An 18556-nucleotide genomic window follows, 5' to 3' on the forward strand; every position below is an offset into this window, starting at 1 on the left:
TAGAGACCGTGATTCGCATCCTCCTCGCCGACGACGAGGCCATGATCAGGGCCGGCATCAAGGCCATCCTCGGCGCCGACCCCGAGCTTGACGTGGTCGCCGAGGCCGCCGACGGCAAGGAGGCCGTCGACCTGGCCATCAGCCACCACCCCGACGTGGTCCTGCTCGACATCCGCATGCCCAGGATGGACGGCCTGGCCGCCGCCGCCGAGATCCGCCGGGCCGCGCCCGGCAGCGCGGTCGTCATCCTGACCACGTTCGGCGAGGACGACTACATCGCCAAGGCGCTCGACGTCGGCGCCAGCGGCTTCCTGCTCAAGTCCGGCGACCCGCGCGAACTCCTGGCCGGCATCCACGCCGTCGCCGGCGGCGCCGCCTACCTGTCACCCAAGGTGGCCCAGCGGGTCATCTCCCAGCTCGCCGGCGGCCAGATGTCGCGCGGCGCCGCGGCCCGCGACCGCATCGAGCCACTCACCGAACGCGAACGCGAGGTCCTCGCCCTCGTCGGCGCCGGCCTTTCCAACGCCGAGATCGCCGCCAGGCTCTTCATCGTCGAGGGCACCGTCAAGGCGTACGTGAGCGCCATCCTGACCCGACTCGGCGTGCGCAACAGAGTGCAGGCCGCGATCGTCGCCCACGAGGCCGGATTGGTAGCCTGACCTGTGATGTACCGCCTCTTCTTCACGCTCGTCCTGCGCCGGTTCGACGCCGAGAGCGTGCACCACGCCACCGTCCGCGCGCTCGCCGTGCTGTCCGCGCTGCCGTTCGTCAAGCGCCTGCTGCACCGGTGGCTCGCGCCGCACGACCCGGCGCTGCGGGTCACCGCGTTCGGCGTGCACTTCCCCGGGCCGTTCGGGCTGGCCGCCGGGTTCGACAAGGACGCCGCCTGCGCCGAGGCGATCTCCGCGCTCGGCTTCGGGCACGTCGAGGTCGGCACCATCACCGCCCACGCCCAGCCGGGCAACCCCCGGCCGCGGCTGTTCCGCCGGGTCGGGCAGGCCGCGATCATCAACCGGATGGGGTTCAACAACCACGGCGCCGCGGCGGCCGAGCGGCGGCTGCGCCGTACGCGGGGGCTGCCGGTGGTGGTCGGGGTCAACATCGGCAAGACCAAGGTGGTGCCGGAGTCCGGCGCCGCCGCCGACTACGTGGCCAGCGCCAGGCGGCTCGCGCCGCTGGCCGACTACCTCGTGGTCAACGTGAGCTCGCCCAACACCCCGGGGCTGCGGAACCTGCAGGCGGTCGAACTGCTGCGGCCCCTGCTGTCGGCGGTGAAGGAGGTGGCGGACGGGACGGCGCGCCGTACACCCTTGCTGGTGAAGATCGCGCCCGACCTCGCCGACGAGGACGTCGACGCCGTGGCGGACCTCGCCCTTGAGCTGGGGCTCGACGGCATCATCGCGACCAACACCACGATCAGGCACGACGGCGAGCAGGGCGGCCTGTCCGGCCGCCCGCTGAAGGCGCGTTCGCTGGCGGTCCTGCGCCGCCTGCGCGCCAGGGTCGGCGACCGCCTCACGCTGGTGTCCGTGGGCGGCGTCGAGGACGTGGACGACGTGTGGGAACGCCTGCTCGCCGGCGCCACCCTGGTCCAGGGCTACACGGGCTGGATCTACAACGGCCCGTTCTGGCCCTCCCGCATCAACCGCCGGCTGAGCCGCCGCCTGCGCCGCCACGGCATGAAGTCCATCACCGAGGCCATCGCCCGCACCGCCTGAGCGCCTGCCTGCCCCGCGCGGCCCAGGGGCCGATCGGCTCTGGGCCGCGCCGGCGTGGTTCGCTTCCCGGGCGCCGCCATCGCTAGGCCGTCAGGGCGACCGTCGGGGACAGGCGGGCGGCGCGCATGGCCGGGTAGATGCCGGCGATGGTGCCGATCAGGAGGGTGGCGGCCACGGCGCCGCCGATCGCCCAGGGCGGGACCACGGGGGGCCAGTCGCGGGAGACGGCGTAGCCGACCGTGGCCACGGCGCCCAGGAAGGCTCCCGCCACTCCGCCCAGCGCCGACAGCAGCAGCGACTCGGCCAGGAACTGGATGCGGACCTGTCCCCTCGTGGCGCCCAGCGAGCGGCGCAGGCCGATCTCCTTGCGGCGTTCGAGGACGGAGATGACCATGGTGTTGGCCACTCCCACCCCGCCCACCAGCAGGGCCACCGCGCCCAGGCCCAGCAGGAGGTTGGTGAAGGCACCCGCGGCGGCGGCCTTGGCGGCCAGCGCGTCGGAAGGACGGCTGACCTCCACCTCGTTCGGGTTCTCCGGGTTGACGGTGCGGGGCAGGGCCTCGCGGACCGCGCCGACCGCCGCGTCGTCGGAGCGCTCGTAGATGGTGGTCGGGTGGCCGTCGAAGCCCAGGTACTTCTCGGCGGCGGGGAAGCCGACCAGCGCGGAGCGCTCGATCTCGGGGGCCAGCGGCATCGGGCCGAGGATGCCGAGGACGGTGAACCAGCGGTTGCCGATCCACACCCGAACGCCGGTTCTGGTGATGCCCAGCCGTTCCGCGGCCTTGGCGCCGAGCACGACGGCCGGCTGGCGGCCGGTGGCGGCGTTGAGCCAGGCCCCCTCCACCACGCTGCCTTCCAGGGTCTTGAGCAGCGGAACCGTCGCAGCCTGTACGGCGATGCCCCCGGTGACCGCCTCCGGGATGTGGCCGGTCCTGCGCACGCTCGTCTTGATGGAGCCGGTGGCCCCCGCCGTCTGCACGTGCTCCATGCGCTCGACCATGCCCGCGGCGTCCTCGGGCAGCTTGGCCTGCTGGCCGAAGAGCGTCTGCCCGGCCGAGACCGTGAGCAGGTTGGTGCCGAGCTGGTCGAGCTGGCGCAGCAGTTGCTCCCTGGAGGACGACGAGATCCCGATGACCGCGATCATCGTGGCGATGCCGATGGCGATGCCGAGCGCGGACAGCACCACCCTGGTCGGACGGCTGCGCAGCCCGGCCGCGCCGACCCGGAAGACGTCCGAAGGGCTGAGCCTGGCGGGCTTCATGACACGGCTCCGTCCCGCACCTTGACCTGGCGCGGGCACCAGGAGGCCACGTCCATGTCGTGGGTGATGATCGCGATCGTGGTGCCGGAGGCGTGCAGTTCGCCCAGGATGCGCAGGACCTCGGCGCCGGAGGCGGAGTCGAGGTTGCCGGTCGGCTCGTCGGCCAGGAGCAGCGGCGGGTCGCCCGCCACCGCCCTGGCGACGGCCACCCGCTGCTGCTCGCCGCCGGACAACTGGTTGGGCCGGTGGCCGAGGCGGTGGCCGAGGCCCACGCGTTCGAGCGCCGCGGCGGCCTTCTCGCGGCGTACGCGCCGGGGCGTGCCGGTGTAGAGCAGGCCGTCGGCCACGTTGTCCAGCGCGCTGACGCCGGGCGCCAGGTGGAACTGCTGGAAGACGAAGCCCAGGTTCTTGGCGCGCAGCGCCGACAGCTCGCGGTCGCTCAGCTTGGAGATGTCGTGCCCGGCGATGCGTACCACCCCGCTGGTCGGCCGGTCGAGCGTGCCGATCAGGTTGAGCATCGTGGACTTGCCGGAGCCGGAGGGCCCGACGATCGCGACCAGCTCGCCGTAGTCGACCTTGAGGTCCACGCCGCGCAGCGCGTGCACGTCGCCGTTGTAGGTCTTGGTCACCTCGCGGAGCTCGATGACGCTCATGCCGTGGGCACCCCGACCTTCATGCCCTCCGCGAGTCCTGAGCCGGTGACCTCGACCCGGCCGCTGCCGAACGCGCCGAGCTCGACCGGCACGATACGGCTGCCGGAACCCTCGACGACCTCGACGCCGAATCCGCCCTCGCGGGTGGCGAGCAGCGCCTCGACCGGGACGGTCAGCACGCCCTTGACCCGCTTGCTCTCCAGCTCCACGTCCACGGGCGCCTGGTCGAGCTTGGTCTTGGGCTTCTTGTCCAGCGTGATGTCCACGTCGATGGTGGTCGTCTTGTCGTCGTCGCGGCCTGAGGTCTGGGCGACGGTGCCGACCTCGGTGATCTTTCCCTTGGCCCGCTCGCCGCCGGGCAGCTCGACGGTGACCTTGGCGCCCTTCCTGGCGAGATGCTGCTCGTCGGTGTCGAGGTCGACGTGGACGAGCCGCTGGGTGCCGGTGGCCTTGAGCGCCTCCTGGCCCGCCATCGCCTTGCCGCCGACGGTGGCCTTGACGTCGCCGACGCGTACCTCGCCGGGCTGGAAGACCACCTGGGTGGCGTCGACCCTGCCGGTCTCCTCCAGGTCGCGGTCCTCCTGCCATTCGAGGACGGCCAGGTAGGTGGCGTAGGTGAACTCGTCGTCCACGGTCAGGTCGTCGCCGTAGCCGAGCGCCTTGAGGTTGCGCTCCAGCTGGGTCACGTCCGGGCCCTCGACGCCGCGTTCCAGGGTGCGGTAGAGAGGCAGCTTGCCGTACATGAGCGTGACGGGCTTGCGGTCCACCTTGAGCAGCGAGCGGCCGCGCTTGATCAGCGCGCCTTCCTCCGGCACCCAGGTCACGGTGCCCCGGGCGTCGGTGGTGATGGCGCGCTCGTCGTTGTAGGCGAGCGTGCCGTCCACGGTCTGGGTGTCGACGAGGTCCTGCTTGGTGATCTCCGTGGTGGCCGGCGCGGGCGGGCGGGTGGGCGCCGCCGTTCCCGTGCCACTGTCACTCAGTACGGCTGTCGCCGTCCACGCGGCGGCCGCGCCCACGAGCGCGACCGCCACCGCTGCCAGGAGCTTTCTCACGACTGCTTCTCCGCGCCCGGCTGGAACTGCTTGCAGGCCTCCTGGGCCTTCTTCATCTTCTCTTCGTCGCCGGGCCCGCCGGTCATCATGATGCCGCCGTTGGCCGTGGGGTCGGGGACGTTGATGCCGTTCTCCCGCATGCACTGGGCGAACTTCACCATCTGGTCGCGGCGCTTCGGGTCCATGGCCCCGCCCTGGTCGCCCATGACGCCCTTGAGGTGCTTCTGGCACTCCTTCTGCGCCTTCTCCATCTTGGACCGGTCGGTGCCCTGGCCGGCCCTGAACTGGATGCGGCCGTCCTCGGATGGGTCGTCCATCTCGACGCCGTTCTCCCGCATGCACTGGGCGAACTTGAGCTGGGCGTCGCGGGCGTTGCCCGAGGGGCTGGCGGAGGCGCCGGAGGTGGTGGCGCCGGTGCCTGTGGTGGCGCTGGTGGAGCCGCAGGCGGCGAGTGCCAGGAGCATGGCCGCTGCGGCCGGAATGAGGCGAAGGTTCATGGCACCGCACTTCATCGGAGCGGGTGCTAAACGCGGATAAGCCGCCGGACTTACCCCCCGCTAACACCGCGTCGGTGAGTCTTTGCAGCATGCGGGTGCTTGTCGTGGAAGACGAGGAACAGATGGCCGACGCCATCGCGCGGGGGCTGCGGCTGAACGCGATGGCCGTCGACGTGGCCTACGACGGGCAGGAGGCGCTCGATCTGGCCTCCTACGTCGACTACTCGGTCATCGTGCTGGACCGGGACCTGCCCGAGGTGCACGGGGACGACGTCTGCCGCGAGCTCATGGCGCGCAGCCGGATCATCATGCTCACCGCCGCCGGGCAGCTGCACGACCGGGTGGACGGGCTGACCATCGGCGCGGACGACTACCTGGTGAAGCCGTTCGCGTTCGCCGAGCTGGTGGCCAGGGTGCGTACGCTGGCCCGCCGTACGGGCCGGGCGAGCGCGCCGGTCGTCGAGCGGGCGGGCATCCGGCTGGACCCGGCCTGCCGTACGGTCACCCGCGACGGCAGGGACGTGAGCCTGAACCGCAAGGAGTTCGACGTGCTGCACGAGCTGCTGCGCGCGGACGGCGAGCTGATCACTTCGACCGGGCTGCGCAAGAGCGTGTGGGACGAGTTCGCGGAGAGCGGCACGGGAGTGCTGCGCGTCACGCTGACCTCGCTGCGCAGGAAGCTGGGCGCGCCCGCTGTGATCACGAACGTGCCCGGCCAGGGGTATCGCCTGTGAAGCGGCTCGGGCTGCGCATGCGGCTCACCCTGATCTACGGCGGTCTGTTCTTCGTCGCCGGCTCGGCCTTGTTGTGGATCACCTATCTGCTGACCGCCCGCTCGCTTGAGGCGAAGTTCGTCAAGGTCATCGGAACCGGGCCGCCGCTCCCGACCGGTGCCCAGTCCAGGGACGCCGTGTTCTTCCAGGCCCAGGCCCAGGCTCAGGCGGAGGTGGGCGAGCGCGCGGACAAGGCGCTCAGCGAGATCCTGCAGTGGTCGGTCAGCGCCATGGTGATGATCGGGCTTGCCGCGGTGGTCATCGGCTATCTGGTCGCCGACCGGGCGCTGAAGCCGCTGAACAGGGTGACCGAGACCGCGCAGCGCCTGTCCGAGAGCACGCTGCACGAGCGGATCGCGCTGGAGGGCCCGCAGGACGAGGTCAAACGGCTGGCCGACACCTTCGACGCGATGCTCGGCCGCCTGCACCGGGTCTTCGACGCGCAGCGCAGGTTCATCGCCAACGCCTCGCACGAGCTGCGTACCCCACTGGCGATCAACCGGACGGTGCTGGAGGTGTCGCTGGAGGAGCCGGAGGCCTCTCCCGACCTGAAGGCGCTGGCCAGGGCGCTGCTCGGCACCAACGCGCGCTACGAGCGGCTGATCGAGGGCCTGCTGCTGCTCGCGCAGTCGGAGCAGGAGCTGACCACGCGCAAGCCGGTCCGGCTGGAGCGGGTGATACGCACCGCGCTGGAGCTCACGCCCGCCAAGCGAGGGGTGACGATCGTCGAGGACCTGCGGCCCGCCGTGGCCGAGGGCGATCCGCTGTTCCTGGAGCGCTGCGTGTTCAACCTGGTCGAGAACGCGATCAAGTACAACGTCCGCGGCGGGCAGGTGTGGATCACCCTGCGCGAGTCGTACGGCGGCGGCGGAACCGTCACCGTCGAGAACACCGGGCCCGTGGTCTCCCCGTTCGAGGTGGAGGACCTGTTCGAGCCGTTCCGGCGCAACGGCGACCGGGTGCAGTCCGGGCGCGGCGCGGGCCTTGGCCTGTCGATCGTGCGGGCGATCACCGAGGCCCACGGCGGCACCGTGACCGCCAAGCCCCGCCCCGAGGGCGGACTCTCGGTGACCCTGCGCCTGCCCGCCTGACCGTCAGGGCAGCAGGCCCGTGACCACCGTCGCGTGGAACTCCTCTGAGCGCAGCACCCGCGCCTTCAGCCCGCTGGAAGTGACCGCGTCGACGGCCTGATCGGCCTGGCGCTCGCTGGTCTCGAACAGCAGCAGCCCGCCGGGAGCCAGCCAGCGCGGCGCGCCCTCGGTGACCCGCCGCAGCACGTCCAGGCCGTCGGGGCCGCCGTCCAGCGTGACCCGCGGCTCGTGGTCCCTGGCCTCGGTCGGCAGCAGGGCCAGGTCGGCGGTCGGGACGTAGGGGACGTTCGCCAGCAGCACGTCCACCCGGCCGCGCAGCCTCGGCGGCAGCGGGTCGAACAGGTCGCCCAGGTACACGTTCTCGCCCAGGTTGCGGCGCGCGCAGGCGACCGCCGCCGGGTCGACGTCGGCCGCGTGCAGTTCGCCGCCGGTCAGGACGGCCAGCGCCGCGCCCATGGCGCCGGAGCCGCAGCACAGGTCGAGGATCACGCCTGGGCCGGGGGCCAGCGCGGCGGCCCGCCGTACCAGGAACTCGGTACGGCGGCGCGGCACGAACACGCCGGGATCGATGCGCACGCGCAGGCCGCAGAACTCCGCCCAGCCCACGACCTGCTCCAGGGGAAAGCCCTCGGCCCGCCGGGCCACCATGGCGGCCAGTTCGCCGGGGTCGGCGGCGGTGGAGAGGATGAGCTCCGCCTCGTCCTCGGCGAACACGCAGCCGGCGGCACGGAGCTTGGTGACGACTTCTTCGGGTGACACGGAACGCCTCTCGGGGTTACCCGCGGGCGTCTCCGAACGTCACTGGTGAGATCGCCCGCGTCTCGGTTGCGGAAATCGGTCTCACCTCCTCAAGTCGCTCACAGGATATAGGGGACGCCACGGGCCGGTCACCGGCGGGCTCGGGGGCTCCAGCCGAGGTCGCGTTCGGCCGGTGTCCAGTCGAGGATCCGGCGTTCGTGGTCGCCGGTGATCGTGTACGCGGCGAAGGCGGGCCGCGGGTGGTCCAGGGCGGCCAGGAAGGCGGCGGCCACGTCGCTGCCCGCCGTCATCACCGGGGAGACGTCCGGCGCCAGCCACTCGTCGTCGCTCATCGGCCCGACCAGGCGCAACGCGGTCGCGGTCAGGCCGTGGGCGGTGACGGCGGCGGCGCACACCTGCTCGCCCAGGCGCTTGCTGAGGCCGTAGGCGTCGGTGTTGTCGGGCTCGGGGTCCGTACTGTAGTCGCGGGACTGGTATCCGGCGAAGACGGACATGCTGCTGGCATAGACGACGTGCCGGACGCCGGCCGCCGCGCAGGCCTCGATGGTCAGGTACAGGCCGGTCACGCTGACGGTGAAGTGGGTACGCGCCCATTCGAGGCCGTCGCGCCAGCCCGTCTTCCTGCCCATGGCCAGGTAGAGGAGGGCGTCCTGGCCGTCGGCCGCCCGCTTCAGCGCGGCCGGGTCGGTGACGCTGCCCTCGACGAACTCCACGTATCCGACGGGCTCGGCGGGCGGGCGCAGGTCCATGACGCGCACCGTGTGGTGGGCGGCCAGGGCGGGCAGCACCAGCGCGCCGACCGCCCCGGAGCCTCCGGCGACCAGGACGCGCATCATTCCTCCTCGGCGAAGGCGCGGGCGAACTCCAGCGCCCGGCCGTAGGCGGTGTCGACGATCTTGTGCCCCATCTCGGGCGTGGCCAGCCTGGCGTCGCCCAGCGCGCCCGTGGCCGACAGGCGGTGGTAGGCGAGCGCGAGATCCACCCTCGGCGCGGGCGGGGCGGCGTGCGGGAGGACGGGCAGCGGGTCGGCGGGCGGGCCGATCCGGTCGGCGCGTACGAGGTGCGGCGCGAGCACCATGGCCACGGAGGTCTCGCCTTCGCAGGCGTGGCCGTAGCGCTCGCTGCCCATGAGTTCGGCGATGACGTCGCCGGCCAGGCCCGCCCACATGACGTGGGCCATCGTCACCTGGTGGTCGCGGCGCAGGACGCGGGCGGCCAGCCGTACGGCGTCGACGTTGCCGCCGTGGCCGTTGACCACGAGGACCTTGCGCACGCCCGCCTCGGCCAGCGACTCGGCCAGGTCGCGCAGCAGGGCCAGCAACGTCTCCGGGCGCAACGTCATCGTGCCGGGGAACCCCAGGTGGTGCTCCGACAGCCCGTACGGCACGCCGGGACACAGCACCGCGTCAGGACCGAGGTCGGCGGCGAGCCTGCGGGCGAACGCGGCGGCGATGGCGAAGTCGGTCTCCAGTGTCAGGTGCCTGCCGTGCTGCTCGGTCGCCCCGATCGGCAGCAGCGCCAGCCTGGCCGTGCGCAGCGCCAGCGCGGCCTCCTCGGCGACCATGGCGGCCAGTTCGTTCATCGTGCTCCCCACTCGTGCAGCACCCGCGTCGCGGGCAGGATGTCGGCCGCGGAGCAGCCGGGCGGCCGTCCGAGGGTGATCGCGTCGAGGAAGTCGGCGTCCTGGCGGGCCAGGCCGTCGGCTTCCATCCGGTCGCCGCAGTCGAGCAGGACCGTGCCGTCGTGCTCGCGCAGCAGGCCGCCGGACAGGTGCAGGGTGCGTTCTTCGCCGATGATCGTCAGCTCGCGGGCGGGCAGCCGCGAGTGGTAGGACAGCGCGATCGTGGCCAGCGCGCCGCCGGGCGTTCGCAGGACCGCTCCGGCGTCCATGGGCGGCCCGCCCCGCCACGGCTCGCCGCGCACGCCGCGCACGTCGGCCCGCCATGGCTCTTCGCCGGTGCCTTGCTCGTCTGCCCGCTGGGCGCCGAGCAGCCACAGGGCCGCGTCCACGGTGTGCGCGCCGTGGTGCCAGAGCACGTCGTCGGTCCAGTCGCGCGGCCGTCCGCCCATGCCGGTGTCGTCCTGGCGCAGCATCAGCGTGCGCGCCACGACGTGCGTGACGGTCAGCGCGCCCCGCTCGATCTCCTCCCGCACACGCTGGTACGGCCGGCAGAACCGCAGCGTGTGCGCCACCGCGACCAGCCTGCCGGTGGCGCGCGCCCGCTCGGCCACCGCCTCGGCCCCGGCCAGGCTCAGGGCCAGCGGGATCTCGCACAGCACGTGCAGTCCGGCATCGAGCGCGGCCAGGGTCTGGGCGGTGTGGTGGGCGTGCGGGGTGGCGATGACGACCGCGTCGAGGCCGGGGTGGGCGTAGAGGTCGCCGGCGGTGCCGTACACCTGCTTGATTCCGAAGCGCGCGGCGAACGCGTCAGTCTGCCCGCGGTCGGGACCGGCGACGGCGGCCAGGTCGGCGCCGGCCGCGGTGAGCGCGGCGGCGTGCCGCTCCGCGATGGCGCCGGGGCCGACGATGCCCAGGCGGGGCGTCATCCGCCCATGCCGAACAGCGCGGCGGAGGCGCCGCCGAGGATCCACCGCTTGTCCTCGTCGGTGAGGTAGGGACGCTCCAGCACGTGGTTGATCGCGGCCTTGTAGTCGCCGGGCGCGGGGTCGGGCCGGTTCCAGTCGCCGCTCCAGGTGACGCGCCGGGCGCCGTAGGCGGCGACCGCCTCGCGCAGGAAGGGGTCGGCGTCGGGGTGCGGGTACGGCCGGCCGCTGTTGGCGTGGAAGCCCGCCCACATGGTGTGGACGAGTGGGCGTTCGGCCAGCGCCAGGAAGTTTCTGAAGTGGGCGGGATCGGCGTCGGGGTAGGTGGTGAAGCCGAGGTGCTCCAGGCGTACCGTGAGGCCGGGCACCTCGTCGAGCAGCGTGGCGAAGGCCGGGTCCGCGATGTCGGCGAGCGGGCCGCGCACGCTGGCCACGAGCCCGGCGGCGGCGATGGCGCGCCACAGCGCGTAGGGGTCGGGGCCGGGTGAGCGGGTGGCCGCCCACAGCCGCACGCCCTTGACGTGGGGGGACGCGGCCAGGCGGGCGACGTGCTCGGGCGCGCCGTGCGTCTCGGTGTCGACCATGGCGACGACCGCGAACCTGCCGGGGTGGGCCTCGGCGCAGCGCAGCAGGTAGGAGTTGTCGGTGTTGCCGACGAACTGGACGAGGACGGCGGCGTCGACGTCGGCCAGCTGCGGGAGGTAGGCCGAAATTTCGGGGTACTTCCAGGTGCCGACGTGCACGTGCGAGTCGATGATCATTCGGCCGCCTTGATCAGCGCCTGCGTGCCCCGGTCGCCGCCGTGAACGGCTCTGACCCGCTCGGCCACCTCGATCACGTTGGCCAGTCCGGACAGTTCCAGCCCGCCCCCGGCCTCGCCGGCCAGCGTGAGGTCCTTGATGAAGTGGTCGAGCTTGAAGCCCGGCTCCAGGTCGCCCGCGCGCAGCTTGCCCCACAGGAAGTCCAGCAGAGGTGAACCGGCGACGCCCGGCCGTACGGAGGCCAGGACCTTCTCGATGTCGAGCCCGCCGTGCCCGGCCAGCGCGTACGCCTCGCAGGCGGCCAGCGTCACCCCGGCCACCAGCGTCTGGTTGACCAGTTTGGCCAGTTGCCCGGCGCCCGGCCCGCCGTGGTGCACCACGGTGCCGGCGACGGCCGCGAGCACCGGCCCGATCCGCTCCAGGGCCCTGGCGTCGCCGCCGACCATCACCGACAGGGTGCCCGCCTGGGCTCCGGCGGGGCCGCCGCTGACCGGCGCGTCCAGGACGGCGACGCCACGCGCCGCGCCCCGCTCGGCCAGGTCCCGCGCCAGCGCCGGCGCGGAGGTGGAGCAGTCCACGGCGACCAGGTCCGCGCCCGCGTGCTCGAAGACCTCGCCGTAGACCCGCTCGACGTCGGCCGGGTAGGGCAGCATCGTGACCACCACCTCGCTGCCCGCCACGGCCGCGGCGACCGACCCGGCGACGTCGGCTCCCCTGGAGGCCAGGTCCGCTGTCCTGGCCGGTGTCCTGTTGAAGACCGTGACCCGATGGCCCGCCTCCAGCACGCGTCGTGCCATCGGCTCGCCCATCAGTCCGGTGCCTATCCATGCCACTCGCACGGCCCCGACTCTAAGCGGACATCGGGCGAAAGAAAAGACCTAGGTCCTATTTCAGGCCAGGGCGCGCGGGCTCCAGGGTGATCTGCCCGTCCTGGACCGCCATGAACGCCAGGCCGTCGTTGGCTCGCGGGGCGTACTGCCTGCTGTTGCACTCGAACGGCGGCCACGACCACGGCAGCGTCGCGGCCAGCCGGGCCGAGTGCGCGAGGGCCAGGTCCACGGCGGTGAGGTCCTGGATCATCACGGCCAGGCCGTTCTCTCTCGCGTAGGCCCAGCTGCGCAGAGCGAGGCTCTGGCCCTTGGCGGCCTTGACGACCACGCCGCTCCAGCCGCCCGCCGCGAGCCGGTCGAGGTCGGCGACGCCGGCCAGCGACTCGTCGGCCAGGACGGGGGCGCGGCGGGCCAGTTCCCGCATGCCGTCAGGGTCCGGGGGCGCGTCCCTGGGTACGGGCTGCTCCAGGTAGGCCACGTCGGCGAGGACCCCGGACGGCAGGGCGTCCAGCATCGCGGCGGCGTCGGCGGCGCTCCGGCAGCCCTCGTTCGGGTCCACGGAGACACTTGCGCCGGGGCCGAGCAGGGCGTGGATCGCGGTGATCCGGGCGGCGTCGGCCTGGAAATCCTGGCCGGCAACCTTGACCTTGACGTGCCGGATGCCGTCGCGTTCGAGCCAGGCGCGTACCTCGTCGAGTGAGTCGCCTACGCCTACCACGTGCTGGACGGGCAGGCGGGTCCTGGGCTCGCCGAGCCCCTCCTTCAGCAGGGCCGACAGCCGGGCGTCGGCCAGCGCCTCCGGGTACAGTTCGGCGGCCGGGCGGCCGGCCGCGCGGGCCCAGCCGTCGTGCACCGCGTTGTCCACGGCCCCGAGCACCAGCGACGCCGCCAGCCTCGGCACCCCGCGCGGCCCGGACAGGCGCGCCTCCAGGTCGGCGCAGATCTCCAGCGGGTCGCCCGAAACGGACCCGGCGTCCGCGCACAGGCCGGTGACCATGTCGCGCAACGTCTGATCGCGCGCGTGCCAGCTCAGCGGCGAACGCGGCCAGGCCCACGGGACCGACAGCACGCTCGCGCCGCTCCCCTCGGCCAGGCGCCCGTCCACGGTCTCCACCTCGGCCGTCACCACCGCGAGCGTGAACCGGTCGACCGTGGCGCCGGCCAGCCTGAGGGGGTGGTCGAGGATCACCTCCCTGAAGTCGGCACCGGCCTGTCTGATGCGCACATCCGTCATCTGCCGTCCTCCAAACTTAGGACCTAGGATCTAGCCATGAGCATTCGTGTCCTGCCGTACGACGGCCCGCCGCACCCGCGCCGCCGGCTCGACCTGCTGCACCCACCGGCCGCGCACGCACCCTACGCGCTGTGCTTCGTGCACGGCGGCGGCTGGCGCGCGGGCGAGGCCGCCCAGTGGCACCGGCAGATGCGGCGGGCCGGGGCGCGGGGCGTCATCAGCGCCTCGCTCGGCTACCGGGTGGGCGAGCGGCTGCCCGCGCTGCTGGAGGACGTCGCCGACGGGTACCGGCGCCTCCTGACCCACCTGGACGAGCGCGGGCTCGGCGAGCTGCCGGTCTTCCTGGTCGGCAGCTCGGCCGGCGCCCACCTGGCCACGCTGCTGTCGCTGTCGCCCAACGGCCTGGAGCCCGCCGGGTGCGTCAGCGTCAACGGGCCGGGCGCGAGCCTGCGGCCCTGGCCGGGGATGGACCCCGAGATCCGCGCGGCCGTCGAGCACCTGGCCGACGGCGACTACGCCGCCGCCTCGCCCGCGCACCACGCCGACCCGGCGACCGCGCCGCCCATGCTGTTCATCGTGGTCGGCAAGGAGCGCTTCTTCCCGCACGAGCACGTGCGCGAACTGGCCGCGACGCTCCCCGGCGCGCGCGTGGTGCTGCTGCCGGGCGCCGAGCACGGCTTCTTCTACGAGCCGGGCAGCAAGGACAGCGGGCGGGCGCAGGCCGAGATCGACGTGTTCATCGCGGAGGTACTGCGCGGGTGAGCGCCTCCAGCATCCGGACCGGCGCCAGCAGGGCCGCCTCGTCCAAAGGCGGCTTTCCGCTCTCCACCATCTCGGCGAACAGCCGCAGCGCGGGCAGCGTGTAGTCCTTGCCCAGCGAGAGTTGCTCGGCGAGGACCCCTCGGGCGCCCGTCACCTGGACGGCGAAGGGGACCGCGCCGCCGGCGTCGCGCTCGACCAGGTTGAGCACGGCGTGAGCGGCGCCCGCTCGCGCCACGGCCAGCACCCCGCCGGGCAGCACCGAGATCCGCGGCTCGTCCTCGGGCGGGGGCAGCAGGTGCAGGGCCATCTCCACGACGTGCACGCCGTAGAAGGCCACTCCGCCGTACGGGCTCTCGCGCTGCACGGGGCCGGTGGCGACCACGGAGCGGATCGGCCCGAGCGCCTCCAGCCGATCGCGCATCGCCTCCACCGCCCAGCGCAGCGCGCTGGAGGAGGTCACGGGTACGCCGCCCGTCCTGGCCGCGGCCAGGATCGCCTCGGCGTCGGCCGACGTCCCGGCCAGCGGCTTGTCCACGAAGACCGGCACGCCCGCCTTGAGCAGGGGTTCGGCGTGGGGCCTGTGCAGGTCGCCGTCCCTGTCCATGACGATGGCCGCGTCGATCCGGCCGATCAGGTCCTCGGGCCGGTCCACGCCGAACTCGACGCCGCCCTGGCCGGAGAGCTGGGCGGTGCGCTCCGCCGTACCTCCGCAAAGAGCCACGATGCGGACGTCGCCCAGGGCGCGCTCGGTGTTGAGGTGGCGGATGGCGTGGTCGGCGTGGGTGTTGTCGAGCCCGATCAGTCCGAGCCTCATGGTGCACTCCTTCTCTCGTTATACCGGCATATTGACCTATTTCCCGGAAGACATCTAGAGTCCTAGGTCATAAGTTACGACGTGGAGGTGGTCCGTGCGGTTCGGGATCGTCGGGAGCGGAGTCATCGGCGGCTTGCACGCCAGGCTCATCGCGGACATGGCAGGAACGGCGGAGCTCGTCGCCGTCGCCGACAACGACCTGGCGCGGGCGAGGGAGCTCGCCGGAAAGCACGGCTGCGCGGCACTCGGCTCGACCCAGGAGCTCTACGCCCGCGACGACGTGGACGCCGTGGTGATCTGCCTGCCCAGCGGCCTGCACGCGGACGCGGCGGTGCCCGCGCTGAAGGCGGGCAAGCACGTGGTCGTCGAGAAGCCGATCGACATCTCGCTGGCCGCGGCCGACCGGATCATCGCGGCCGAGCGCGAGAGCGGCAAGAGCGTGACCGTGATCAGCCAGCGCCGCTTCGAGCCGTCCTTCCGCGCGGTGAAGGCGGCCGTCGACCGCGGCGAACTGGGCCGGCTGACCTCCGGGACGGCCGAGGTCACGCTGTGGCGTCCCCAGTCGTACTACGACTCGGGCGGCTGGCGCGGCACCTGGGCGATGGACGGCGGCGGCGCGCTCATGAACCAGGGCGTGCACGTCGTGGACCTGCTGCTGGCCCTGCTCGGGCCGGTGGAGTCGGTCAGCGCCTACTCGGGGCTGCTCGCGCACGAGAACATCGAGGTCGAGGACACGGTCGTGGCCGCCATCCGGTTCGCGAACGGCGCGCTCGGCCGCGTCTTCGCCAGCACCGCCGCGTACGGCGGGGCCAGCGTGCGCGTCTCGGTCCATGGCGACGCCGGGCACGCGATCGTGGACAACGAGGTGCCGACCAGCTTCCGGGTGGGCGAGGAGGACCGGGCGCGGAACGCCCCCGCCCGCCTGGGTCCTGAGTCGCACCGCGCCCAGCTCACCGACTTCATCGCCGCTGCCGCCGAGGGGCGCGCCCCCGAGGTCACCTCGGCCGACGGCCGGGCCGCGCTCGCACTGGTCCTGGCCGTGTACGAGTCCGCCCGCAACGGCGGCGCCCCCATCAAGCCCGCCTGACCCACGAAAGCCCGCCCGGACCTCGGGCCCGCCTGAGGTCCCGCCAGATTTCCCTGCCTTCCGAGGCCGCTAAAGGCAGGGAAAACCGGGGCGGGAGGGAGAAAATACCGCATCCCCCTCCCGCCCCGGTCACCTACAGAAGCGGTCATTCCGGGTAGCGGAAGCGGTAGACCGCGTCCAGCCGCCAGATGTCCCCGGGCGCCACCTGCTCGCTGCCCGGCTTGCTGACCCTGGTCGGGTAGACCTTGTTGTACTTGTCGCCGTCGTAGACCCAGACCCCGCGCCCGTCCGACTGCGCGTAGCCGTTGAAGAAGCCGGGCTCGACCTCGACCGACATCGTCGCCCCGTTGACGGTGTTGTACAGCTCCGCGCCGTAGCTGTCGGCCGGCGGCGCCCGGTGCCCCGCCGTGCCGATCTTGTGCTCGATCGCCTGGTCCAGGTAGCGGAACCGGGTGGTGACCCCGTCGGCCCTGACCGCCGGGAGCATGGCGCCGTAGGCGTACTCGATGGCCCGCGCGGCCCGCCAGCGCAGCACCCACCGGATCCGCAGCCCCGCGGCGGTGAAGACGTGGCGCACGTTCATGTCGCCGAGGACCGTCGGCGCCTCGACGGCCGGATCGAGCACCTGGGTGTCCTGGGCCAGCTCGAACTCCCCCGCCCGGAGGATGCCGGACGGGACGGCGGCGCGGCCGTCCACGAGGAAGAGCAGGCTCCGCAGGAGCTCGTCGCCGTGCAGGCCGCCGAAGTGGTCGGGCGCGCCGGCCGGTTTGATGGCGTACGGGTAGGCGGCGGCCGTGGCGAGCTGGATGCCCTCGGCCGTGGCAGGAGGCGGGCCCGCCTGCCGGACGGCGGTGATCTCCTGGATGCGCCAGGCGTCCATGCGTTTGGTGGTGTCGGTGAAGTGGCGCAGGTCGTAGCGGATCCACAGGTGGCCGGGTTCGCGGGTCCAGACCATGAGCTGCCGGGGGCCGAGCCGTTCCACGTAGAGGCCCGCGGTGTCACCGGGGGCGGCGAGCACGAGCCCGCTCGCGGCCAGGGCGGCGGTGCCGCCGAACAGGGCGCGGCGCTCCATCAGGCCGGACCCGGCAGGGGCAGCCAGGTGCCGGGCTTGCCGGAGACGGTGCACACCCAGCCGAACGGCTGACCGGCGGCGGGGTTGCGGTTCTGGACGACCATGCCCTTCTCCCACCAGCCCTCGGTGGGCGCGGCGGTGCGGGTCACTGTGAAGGAGTAGCTGATGTCCTCCTGCGTGCCGGTGCGGAACATGCCCTCCTTGTTGCCGGTGAGCGTGTTGGCGCCGATGTCCACGCCGCGGGTCCTGGCGTGGATGAAGATGCCGTAGTCCTGGGTCTTGACCTCCTGGTCGTCGAAGCTGCGGTTGCCGCTGATGACCACGTTCTCGGCCTTGAAGCCGGTGCGGGCGTAGGTCCTGATGCCGCCGCGCGGCTCGTTGCTGAGGCCGCCGCCGTAGTTCTGGTGGTTGTTGTAGACGACGTTGCCGGTGACGGTGACGTCGTTGGACTGCCAGACGTTGATGCCGACGGTGTTGCAGTGGCCGACGATGTTGTCGGAGATGACCAGCTTTCTGCAGCGGTCGGTGGACAGGCCGGCGTCGCCGCCGTAGAAGAGCGTGTTGCGCTCGAAGACGCCGTCGAAGATGTCGTAGACGGCGAGCAGGTCGGCGTTGCCGCCCTGGCCGTAGGCGAGCTTGTTGCCGATGACCAGGTTGTCCATCGCGCGGACGAAGCGGTGTTTGTGCGCGGCCGGGTTGTTGCCGCCGCAGGTGATGTAGATCGGATAGCCGACCTGGCCGGGCTTGCCGCCGATGCGTTCGAGGCGGTTGCGGCTGACGGTGAGGTATTCGGTGTGCGACTCGGTGTTGCCGAGCACGTGCAGGCCGAACTGGGTGACGTCCTGGAAGTCGCAGTCGTCGACCGTGATGTTGGTTCCGTTGCCGTTGACGTTGATCCCGACGTAGGCCTTGCTGATCCGGCAGCCGCCGACGTGGACGCGGTGGCAGCCGGTCAGGCGCAGCAGCGCGGTGGAGGCGGTGCCGGGCAGGGGTTCGTACGAGCCGGCCTTGAGTCCCTCCAGGTGCACGTTCTCGATCAGCACGTCCGTGCAGCCCGTCAGATGTACGGCCCGCGTCAGTGAGGCCCGGTCGTCGCAGAGGATCGCCAGGTTCAGCAGGCCCACGACGGACAGCCCGCTCCCTTCGATCACGTGGTTCTGGCCGTATCCCGCGGAGAGCACGAGCGTGGCCCTGGTCCGCTCCGACCGCAGGCTCACCCCGTTCTTGAGCCGCAGAGGGGCGCCGAGCAGGTAGCGCTTGCCCGCGCCGAGGTGCACCGACCCGCCTCCGGCGGCGGAGGCGGCGTCGATCGCGCGTTGTAACGCCGCGGAGTCGTCGGTGGTGCCGTTGCCCACCGCGCCGAACGCGGCGGCGGGGTAGAGGTTGAGGTCGTTCTCCTTGAACCGGGTCTGGGCCTGAGCAGGGCTCGCGGCCAGCGGGACCACCGCCGCCGCCGACACTCCCAGCAACCCCAGCACACGCCGTCGATCCGTTGAAGTCACGATAAGTCCTTTCAAGTAGGACCTAGGACGGAAGATTGAGCGGAATGTATGCCTCGGCGACATGTCCGTCAAGTGGGCTATTGACCCACCAGCATTGCGCTGTACCGTGAGCACACACGATGGTCTGTCCTATGTCTTACTTGGCG

General features: G+C 72.5%; 20 protein-coding genes. 6 read left to right on the forward strand and 14 right to left on the reverse strand.

What is annotated here, in order from left to right; genetic code table 11:
- The first annotated feature begins 8 nt into the window (after positions 1 to 8).
- Positions 9 to 659: a response regulator gene (locus ACFWYW_RS47515; RefSeq protein ID WP_379614078.1), complete on the forward strand. Its 651-nt coding sequence runs from the start codon at positions 9 to 11 to the stop codon at positions 657 to 659.
- Positions 660 to 665: 6 nt separating this feature from the next.
- Positions 666 to 1718 carry a quinone-dependent dihydroorotate dehydrogenase gene (locus ACFWYW_RS47520; RefSeq protein ID WP_379614080.1) on the forward strand — a complete coding sequence of 351 codons (1053 nt, stop codon included), beginning with the start codon at positions 666 to 668 and terminating at the stop codon, positions 1716 to 1718.
- An 82-nt stretch (positions 1719 to 1800) separates the two neighbouring features.
- Here the strand turns inward: ACFWYW_RS47520 and ACFWYW_RS47525 are convergent, their stop codons facing one another.
- From ACFWYW_RS47525 to ACFWYW_RS47540, 4 genes are read right to left on the reverse strand one after another with little or no spacing between them, the layout of a single operon-like run.
- A complete protein-coding gene (locus ACFWYW_RS47525; protein WP_379614082.1) occupies positions 1801 to 2979 on the reverse strand; it encodes an ABC transporter permease in 1179 nt (392 codons plus the stop codon).
- Positions 2976 to 3632 carry an ABC transporter ATP-binding protein gene (locus tag ACFWYW_RS47530; protein WP_379614084.1) on the reverse strand — a complete coding sequence of 219 codons (657 nt, stop codon included), beginning with the start codon at positions 3630 to 3632 and terminating at the stop codon, positions 2976 to 2978. Before ACFWYW_RS47530 ends, ACFWYW_RS47525 begins: the two co-directional genes overlap by 4 nt.
- Complete coding sequence (locus ACFWYW_RS47535; RefSeq protein ID WP_379614086.1) at positions 3629 to 4684, reverse strand: efflux RND transporter periplasmic adaptor subunit; 1056 nt, start codon at positions 4682 to 4684, stop codon at positions 3629 to 3631. The genes ACFWYW_RS47530 and ACFWYW_RS47535 overlap by 4 nt, the downstream gene beginning before the upstream one ends.
- On the reverse strand, positions 4681 to 5181 hold the full coding sequence (locus tag ACFWYW_RS47540; RefSeq protein WP_379614088.1) for a hypothetical protein: 501 nt from the start codon (positions 5179 to 5181) through the stop codon (positions 4681 to 4683). Before ACFWYW_RS47540 ends, ACFWYW_RS47535 begins: the two co-directional genes overlap by 4 nt.
- A gap of 89 nt (positions 5182 to 5270) precedes the next feature.
- On the opposite strand from ACFWYW_RS47540, the gene ACFWYW_RS47545 reads away from it, so the two are divergent.
- Together ACFWYW_RS47545 and ACFWYW_RS47550 are read left to right on the forward strand one after the other, a co-directional pair.
- Entirely contained in the window at positions 5271 to 5915 is a 645-nt protein-coding gene (locus ACFWYW_RS47545) for a response regulator transcription factor (RefSeq protein WP_379614090.1), read from the forward strand.
- Positions 5912 to 7045 carry a sensor histidine kinase gene (locus ACFWYW_RS47550; protein WP_379614092.1) on the forward strand — a complete coding sequence of 378 codons (1134 nt, stop codon included), beginning with the start codon at positions 5912 to 5914 and terminating at the stop codon, positions 7043 to 7045. Before ACFWYW_RS47545 ends, ACFWYW_RS47550 begins: the two co-directional genes overlap by 4 nt.
- Before the next feature lie 3 nt (positions 7046 to 7048).
- On the opposite strand, the gene ACFWYW_RS47555 is transcribed toward ACFWYW_RS47550, so the two are convergent.
- The 7 genes from ACFWYW_RS47555 to ACFWYW_RS47585 all read right to left on the reverse strand — a co-directional run bounded on the left by ACFWYW_RS47555 (position 7049) and on the right by ACFWYW_RS47585 (position 13173).
- Positions 7049 to 7804 carry a putative protein N(5)-glutamine methyltransferase gene (locus ACFWYW_RS47555; protein WP_379614094.1) on the reverse strand — a complete coding sequence of 252 codons (756 nt, stop codon included), beginning with the start codon at positions 7802 to 7804 and terminating at the stop codon, positions 7049 to 7051.
- 128 nt (positions 7805 to 7932) lie between these two features.
- Positions 7933 to 8640, reverse strand: coding sequence for an NAD-dependent epimerase/dehydratase family protein (locus ACFWYW_RS47560; protein WP_379614096.1), 708 nt, complete (start codon positions 8638 to 8640; stop codon positions 7933 to 7935).
- Positions 8637 to 9386, reverse strand: coding sequence for a creatininase family protein (locus tag ACFWYW_RS47565; RefSeq protein ID WP_379614098.1), 750 nt, complete (start codon positions 9384 to 9386; stop codon positions 8637 to 8639). Before ACFWYW_RS47565 ends, ACFWYW_RS47560 begins: the two co-directional genes overlap by 4 nt.
- Complete coding sequence (locus ACFWYW_RS47570; RefSeq protein ID WP_379614100.1) at positions 9383 to 10351, reverse strand: Gfo/Idh/MocA family protein; 969 nt, start codon at positions 10349 to 10351, stop codon at positions 9383 to 9385. The genes ACFWYW_RS47565 and ACFWYW_RS47570 overlap by 4 nt, the downstream gene beginning before the upstream one ends.
- A complete protein-coding gene (locus ACFWYW_RS47575) occupies positions 10348 to 11109 on the reverse strand; it encodes an amidohydrolase family protein (protein ID WP_379614102.1) in 762 nt (253 codons plus the stop codon). Before ACFWYW_RS47575 ends, ACFWYW_RS47570 begins: the two co-directional genes overlap by 4 nt.
- Complete coding sequence (locus tag ACFWYW_RS47580) at positions 11106 to 11948, reverse strand: NAD(P)-dependent oxidoreductase (protein WP_379614104.1); 843 nt, start codon at positions 11946 to 11948, stop codon at positions 11106 to 11108. Before ACFWYW_RS47580 ends, ACFWYW_RS47575 begins: the two co-directional genes overlap by 4 nt.
- Positions 11949 to 11994: 46 nt before the next feature.
- Complete coding sequence (locus tag ACFWYW_RS47585; RefSeq protein WP_379614106.1) at positions 11995 to 13173, reverse strand: enolase C-terminal domain-like protein; 1179 nt, start codon at positions 13171 to 13173, stop codon at positions 11995 to 11997.
- Between the two features lie 36 nt (positions 13174 to 13209).
- Between ACFWYW_RS47585 and ACFWYW_RS47590 the strand changes: the two genes are divergently transcribed.
- Positions 13210 to 13935 (forward strand): alpha/beta hydrolase, encoded by a 726-nt coding sequence (locus tag ACFWYW_RS47590; RefSeq protein ID WP_379614108.1) that lies wholly within the window; start codon positions 13210 to 13212, stop codon positions 13933 to 13935.
- Here the strand turns inward: ACFWYW_RS47590 and ACFWYW_RS47595 are convergent.
- Positions 13910 to 14749 (reverse strand): Gfo/Idh/MocA family oxidoreductase, encoded by an 840-nt coding sequence (locus ACFWYW_RS47595; RefSeq protein WP_379614110.1) that lies wholly within the window; start codon positions 14747 to 14749, stop codon positions 13910 to 13912. The two genes, ACFWYW_RS47590 and ACFWYW_RS47595, sit on opposite strands and share 26 nt — an antisense overlap.
- A 94-nt stretch (positions 14750 to 14843) precedes the next feature.
- Here ACFWYW_RS47595 and ACFWYW_RS47600 point away from each other — a divergent pair, with 94 nt between their 5' ends.
- The gene (locus tag ACFWYW_RS47600; protein WP_379614112.1) at positions 14844 to 15836 is read left to right on the forward strand and encodes a Gfo/Idh/MocA family protein; all 993 of its coding nucleotides are present in this window, start codon (positions 14844 to 14846) and stop codon (positions 15834 to 15836) included.
- Between the two features lie 145 nt (positions 15837 to 15981).
- Here ACFWYW_RS47600 and ACFWYW_RS47605 read toward each other — a convergent pair whose 3' ends face one another.
- Complete coding sequence (locus tag ACFWYW_RS47605) at positions 15982 to 16908, reverse strand: hypothetical protein (protein ID WP_379614115.1); 927 nt, start codon at positions 16906 to 16908, stop codon at positions 15982 to 15984.
- Positions 16908 to 18410: a right-handed parallel beta-helix repeat-containing protein gene (locus ACFWYW_RS47610; protein WP_379614117.1), complete on the reverse strand. Its 1503-nt coding sequence runs from the start codon at positions 18408 to 18410 to the stop codon at positions 16908 to 16910. The genes ACFWYW_RS47605 and ACFWYW_RS47610 overlap by 1 nt, the downstream gene beginning before the upstream one ends.
- Positions 18411 to 18556: the final 146 nt, after the last annotated feature.

The sequence above is a fragment of the Nonomuraea sp. NPDC059023 genome, assembly GCF_042740095.1.
GTDB lineage: Bacteria > Actinomycetota > Actinomycetes > Streptosporangiales > Streptosporangiaceae > Nonomuraea.